This is a genomic window from Ruminococcus sp. (assembly GCF_017650195.1).
GTDB lineage: Bacteria > Bacillota > Clostridia > Oscillospirales > Ruminococcaceae > Ruminococcus.
Window position 1 is genome coordinate 1 of record NZ_JAGCFH010000053.1, and the last position, 4,255, is coordinate 4,255.

6 protein-coding genes and 1 pseudogene are annotated in these 4,255 nt (G+C 41.1%); 1 reads left to right on the forward strand and 6 read right to left on the reverse strand.

Annotated elements, in window-relative coordinates; genetic code table 11:
- Positions 1 to 726: hypothetical protein (locus J6U00_RS02365; RefSeq protein WP_296578330.1), on the forward strand; the 726-nt coding region annotated here is incomplete at its 5' end.
- 161 nt (positions 727 to 887) lie between these two features.
- Here the strand turns inward: J6U00_RS02365 and J6U00_RS02370 are convergent.
- The 6 genes and pseudogenes from J6U00_RS02370 to J6U00_RS02395 form a co-directional block, all read right to left on the reverse strand.
- Complete coding sequence (locus J6U00_RS02370) at positions 888 to 1,466, reverse strand: DJ-1/PfpI family protein (protein WP_296578332.1); 579 nt, start codon at positions 1,464 to 1,466, stop codon at positions 888 to 890.
- Between the two features lie 10 nt (positions 1,467 to 1,476).
- Complete coding sequence (locus tag J6U00_RS02375; protein ID WP_296578336.1) at positions 1,477 to 2,025, reverse strand: isochorismatase family protein; 549 nt, start codon at positions 2,023 to 2,025, stop codon at positions 1,477 to 1,479.
- Between the two features lie 14 nt (positions 2,026 to 2,039).
- Positions 2,040 to 2,237, reverse strand: a complete 198-nt coding sequence (locus tag J6U00_RS02380; protein ID WP_296578339.1) for a DUF4177 domain-containing protein — start codon at positions 2,235 to 2,237, stop codon at positions 2,040 to 2,042.
- Positions 2,238 to 2,333: 96 nt separating this feature from the next.
- Complete coding sequence (locus J6U00_RS02385) at positions 2,334 to 2,885, reverse strand: GNAT family N-acetyltransferase (RefSeq protein ID WP_296578342.1); 552 nt, start codon at positions 2,883 to 2,885, stop codon at positions 2,334 to 2,336.
- A 153-nt stretch (positions 2,886 to 3,038) separates the two neighbouring features.
- Positions 3,039 to 3,116 (reverse strand): annotated as a pseudogene (locus tag J6U00_RS02390) (VOC family protein); the annotation flags it as partial.
- Positions 3,117 to 3,157: 41 nt separating this feature from the next.
- Positions 3,158 to 4,102, reverse strand: a complete 945-nt coding sequence (locus J6U00_RS02395; RefSeq protein ID WP_365717841.1) for a cation:proton antiporter — start codon at positions 4,100 to 4,102, stop codon at positions 3,158 to 3,160.
- Positions 4,103 to 4,255 lie beyond the last annotated feature (153 nt).

Consider the following 4,255-nt stretch of genomic DNA (forward strand, 5'->3'; position numbering starts at 1 on the left):
ACAACCGCTTCAGACATGGCTTTATGGCTGAAGGCGCAGATGGGAAAGCTTGATCTTCCCGATAAGCTGGCAAACGCTATTGCTGCATCTCACGAAATAATCGAAGCGCATTATCCAAGTGACGGAATAAGAAGTGACTCAGCAGGCAGCAGTTATTTCAACGGCTGGTATATCTCAGATGACGGGATAATTGAACACGGAGGCTGGAATCCGACCTATAAGGCTCAGGTAATAATAGATCTAGCCAAAGAAACAGCCGTTTTTACAGATTGCAATTCAACGGCAAATACTCAATGGTATGCAATGAGAAGCTGCTACGGGAAGCTTACCGGTCACAACGAATATACCGAAATAGTGAATTGCGATATGTTGATAATCGACATCATTGCGTCTGTTATCTCAATTGCAGTTTCCTTAATAATACTCTTTGTGTTGATAATGCTTCTTACGCAGAAAAAGCGACTAATGAAGAAAAACAGTTCTCCAAAAAAGGAAAAAGCCCTGCTTTGTGCAAGGCTTGTATTATTGATACCTCTGCTTTCCCTTTCAGTATCACTGCCATATATCCTTGGTGCCGTGATGGGATATCCTGGGTTTGGATATCAAAAAGTCTGGGCATGGGGCGGTCAGTCGGCTGTCGTTATGGGGCTGATTCTCGATGTATTGTTCATATTACTGATCATTACAAGTATTAAGCGATATATCCTAAAAAAGCGCAACAATTGAATTACACGTCTTTGAACCGCCTCTATAGGCGGTTCTATTTTATGTGTTTACAAATTATTTGCTATGTGCGATCACATCCTCCGTGAAGGCAAAAAAGCAGTCCCGAAGGACTGCTCAATGTATATTCATTTAATGCGATAAATCAAATTCAAAAATTTGAACTAAAATCCCATGGCTGTTTTTACAATGTTCATTTCTTTAGTTCCTATGAGCTTCTCTAAGAGGGTAAATGCAACTTCTGGAGCAGTTTGCGGACAATATGATGTAATGATATTATCTGTTATTACCACAGGTTTATTCACAATCTCCACGCCGAATTCTGCAAGCTGTTTCTGTCTGTTACCATTGTTAAGATGATATGTTGTAGCCTTCTTTCCTGTTAATACGCCGCTATATCCAAGTGCAAGTGCTGCAACACAAACTGTCGCGATGAACTTGTGCTGGCTATTGAACTTGTTAATGACCTCGGATAGTTCTTTTGAATAGGCTTCTTCATAAAATCCATATTCTTCAAAGCCGCCGGGAATTGCAAGCGCATCGTAATCATCTATACAGATCTCTTTTAATAACTTATCAACAGTTACGGGTACGCCAAATGTACTGATAACATTTTTTTGAAATCCGCAGGTAACTACATCAATATCATAATGATAATCGTTTCTTGCCCATCCCATAACATCAATAAAAGCACTTGCTTCTATTGTTTCAAAACCTTTTGCAAGGAATAATAGTATCTTCATCTTTACTTCTTTATAGATCCGCTGTTGTTATTCTGGATTGCAGGAGTTGGACCGCTTGTTCAACAGTAATGATCTTTGCGTATCGTTTTCCCCACATGAATTCATTATAATACTTGTAGGCGGTTTCTTTATCAAAATAGGGATTATCATAAGTTGAGTTTGTGTATGACGGAACAATGATGTTGAACCCTTTTTCAAATCCGCTTTTAATTGTTGCATCCATACAATAGTCTGTCGATACACCGATTGTTATAATATCTTTTTCTCCTTTAGCGAGAAGATATTTTGTTAAGCCTGTCATAGGATGAAAAGCACTATTCACATTCTTTTCAAAACGCTTTTCACTGCTTCTCGGTGCAAATTCCTCATATATTTCATAGTTATCCGCAGACTTATCGAGATCAGTTCCCGGACCATCATCATGCTGAACATATACAACTTCAATCTGATTCTCTCTCGCTACAGTTATTAATTGCTTTATATTTTTTCTCACAGTTTCAAACGAATACAGCCTTTCATCAAAGCAGCCCTTTTGTGTATCTACAACTAACAGTATCATCATTTTCTCCTTTATCAATTCTTCTTTCGCTTAAATATACAAACTATGCTTTTGGATGAACCATAGCTTTGGTTTGTAGAAGTACAACTTACTAGCTCCCATCCATCACAACCAAGAAGATTTAGTTTGCTTTCAAGTTGATTTGACTCAACGCTTCCTCCCCAAAAACCTTTTGTATCATACACGACCACTTTATATTCGAAATTATCCATATTTAATCCTCCTACAGATTTCGATTTAGGAAAGTAACCTACTTATCGCATCATATAGACAACTCTGTCTTCAATCAAGTTTATCAGTCTCATATATCAAAGGTCACTTTTCAATATGCTGTATATTTTGACGTCGCCTATGCCTGAATTTCCCTTGAAAGCTCTTCTAAGGGTGCCCTCGTGCTTCATGCCACACTTTTCCATAACACCGCCGGAATTCGGATTACGGGTGTCGTGAATGGCCTCGATACGCTCAGCGCCTACCTCATCGAAGAAAAATCCGATAATGGCTTTCAATGCTTCACTTGTTATACCATGATGCCACCATTTTCTGCCTATGCAGTAGCCTATCTGCACAGCCGAGATATCATCAAAGACCTTTACAACACCGATAGAACCTACGGGCTTGTTATCGCCTACCTTTGGAACGATAGCCCACTGATAGAAGTCATCATCGGAATAATGACTTACCCAGTCACCTAGAACGTATCTGGTGACCTCGATATTCGGGTGAGTAGGCCAGGACAAGAACTTCGTAACTTCGTCATCGTGTGCCCAGTTCTCATACATAGCTTCGGCGTCCTCAAGAGTGAATCTTCTCAGAATCAGATGCTCAGTTTCAAGGTGCTTTGTTCCCTTATGTTCCATTTTTCCATGACTCCTATCGTGTACAATTCTATTTGATATATGTCAATTATACTCTAACAGGAATAGAATGTCAATCTCTTTTGTGTACTGAATATGTCGTAAAATAGCTAATCCCCGCGTAAAGCGGGGACAAAAAAGTGTTCAAGAAAACATTCAGCGTTCAAACGGTTTGTTGAATGAACCGATCTCAATCAGATTTCCCTCAGGATCAGCGATGTAGCAGGTACGCTGTTCTTTCAGAGTTATAAGTTCGTCGAATACAAGCTCTTTCATTAGTTTTCACCACCTATCAATGCTTTATGAGTTCTGTCTATACCGATTGCGCCAAGTGGAGCGGTAATCAGTATCGCAAGTACTGCAACAGACAGCACGATCTTTCCGCAGGACAGACCGAGCGACAGCGGCACCGAGCCGATAGCAGCCTGTACCGTTGCTTTCGGGAGATATGCTATCACGCAGAAAAGCCTTTCTTTAGCTGTAAGCTCTGTACCGAGCATACACAGACATACGCCGACAGTACGAAATGTGAGAGCTATGAATATCATCAGTACAACCATAACTCCTGCCGTCAGCGTATAGCGTACGTCAACAGCAGCACCTACCAGCACGAACAATAAGACTTCCGCACCGATCCACAGTTTACCGAACTTCTCAGACAACCGAACGGAAACGCTTTTGTCAGCTTTCAGTTTCACTACACAAGCCATAGCGACCACAGCAAGCAGTCCAGATACCGCAACATAGGGCTTAGCAAGAGTTTCAATGCTCATAAGCAAAAATGAAGTGCCGAGCAGAATAATAGCCTTTGTGCTGTTTCTGATTTTATGGCTATGCTGATACGCCTTTTCAAAAAGAAAGAATACCGCAAATCCGACTGCCGCACCGAGCAGAACGCCGAGTACTATCGATATTGGGATATTCAGGAAATCGGTAGCCTTTGCCGAGCCTCCCTGAGCCATCGTTACGAACGTCGAGAACAGTACGATGACAAAAATATCATCACATGACGCTCCTGCAAGTATCATCTGGGGTATACTTTTCTGCGTACCGCATTTTTCTTCAATCAACTTCACCATTCGTGGGACTACCACCGCAGGAGATACCGCACTAAGTACCGCCCCCATAACAGCAGCTTCGATATGGTTCACTCCAAGTAGAAGAGGAGCGAACAGTACATACCCGACGATCTCACAGCAGGCAGGAACAAACGACATCATCACCGCAGGTCTACCAATGGTGGGGCGTTTGCCCCCACCTAAACTATTATTATATCAAATCAGAACGCCAAACTTTCACTTCTGCTCAGAAAACCAAAATTTTATTATATCATAACAGATATTCAAAAATTCATTTCTGCATCGTTTCAAAAA